Consider the following 1,212-nt stretch of genomic DNA (forward strand, 5'->3'; position numbering starts at 1 on the left):
AAAACATTGGTTCTTTGCTTACAAATGGTTACAGGAAACTGCAAAGCATTATCCTAATCTATTTGTGCATTGGCAATATGGATTTAAGCCTTGACTTGTTAAGAAGAGCCGTATGATGCGAGAGTATCACGTACGGTTCTGTGAGAGGTTTAGGGGTGAAACCCCCCTTTACCTACTCGACTTTTATTTCAGTTTATTTTTCTAATTTAGTCAAAATATATAATTATGACTGAAGAACAATCTAAAAAATTACTTTCCATATTAAAAACTCAAAAAGATATTCTGAAACGTTTTAGAGAAAAGTTGAATATTGTTGCACCAATAGAAAAAGATTATTTTAATGAGAAATTTGATAGTTTAGATAATAATTTAAAAGAACTTGAGGAAACTTTCAAACTTTAAATTTAATTGAAAATACATCCAATCTTGGTCTGTTTTAATTTTTTCCATTTTTAAAAGTACTTTTTTTGCTTTTGGTGAATCTTTTGTTCTTAAAAACTCACAAAACAATGAGTATTCTATTTTCGGTTTTGTATTAAAGTTTTCAGGGTTCTTTTCTACGGCTTCTGTCCAATCCTTTGGTATCCATTTGTAATTAGTATTCATTTTGTTGTTTTTGTTGTACGGATTTCCGTAATTAGTTAATATTGTTTTATTTATATTTGGGTTATGAACAAGTTTATAATTTAAGAAAGTGTTATAATCTGTCAACTTGTAATAAAGACTTAAATTTAAGAAAGAACGTTGGTGAGGCTATTCACAAAATCGACACCAATTACAGGAATATGATATTAAATCTAAATCTTTCGATTTAATATTTAATACTTCTGTTATACCTTCTTTAGTTAAATCTGTATTATAGCCTAATTTATTTATTTTATCTACTAACATTCGGGTAAAAAGTAGGTGTTTGTGAATAGCACCTCTTTTTATAAGGTACTTTTCAAGTTTGTCCATTTCAATATCTACTTCTTCTTTTGATAATTCGTTGTTTTCTTCTATGTTCATACGTTTTTTCAGCTTACGTACAACGTGTTTGTGTATGATTTGTTGCGGTTTTTAAGCACCTAATTTAGCAAATAAAAACCGAATAGAAAATCCGCGAGGATTTTCGTAAGCAAACCAGAACCAGCAATGAATTATACACGGTGTTGCCAACCGTTTTTTATTTTACATTAATGCTCCAAGTCCGCCAAAAAACAAAATTATGAT

Annotated in this window: 3 protein-coding genes; 1 reads left to right on the forward strand and 2 read right to left on the reverse strand. The window is 29.0% G+C overall.

Features of this window, described 5'->3' with window-relative positions; genetic code table 11:
- Window positions 1-225 precede the first annotated feature (225 nt).
- On the forward strand, window positions 226-402 hold the full coding sequence (locus BFP75_RS21820; protein ID WP_165776586.1) for a hypothetical protein: 177 nt from the start codon (window positions 226-228) through the stop codon (window positions 400-402).
- Here the strand turns inward: BFP75_RS21820 and BFP75_RS10940 are convergent.
- Window positions 370-606: a hypothetical protein gene (locus BFP75_RS10940; RefSeq protein WP_123803409.1), complete on the reverse strand. Its 237-nt coding sequence runs from the start codon at window positions 604-606 to the stop codon at window positions 370-372. The two genes, BFP75_RS21820 and BFP75_RS10940, sit on opposite strands and share 33 nt — an antisense overlap.
- 147 nt (window positions 607-753) lie before the next feature.
- Window positions 754-1,008 (reverse strand): hypothetical protein, encoded by a 255-nt coding sequence (locus BFP75_RS10945; RefSeq protein WP_099545439.1) that lies wholly within the window; start codon window positions 1,006-1,008, stop codon window positions 754-756.
- Window positions 1,009-1,212 lie beyond the last annotated feature (204 nt).

Origin of the sequence: Maribacter sp. 4G9 (assembly GCF_002742265.1) — a bacterium.
Taxonomy (GTDB): Bacteria; Bacteroidota; Bacteroidia; order Flavobacteriales; family Flavobacteriaceae; genus Maribacter.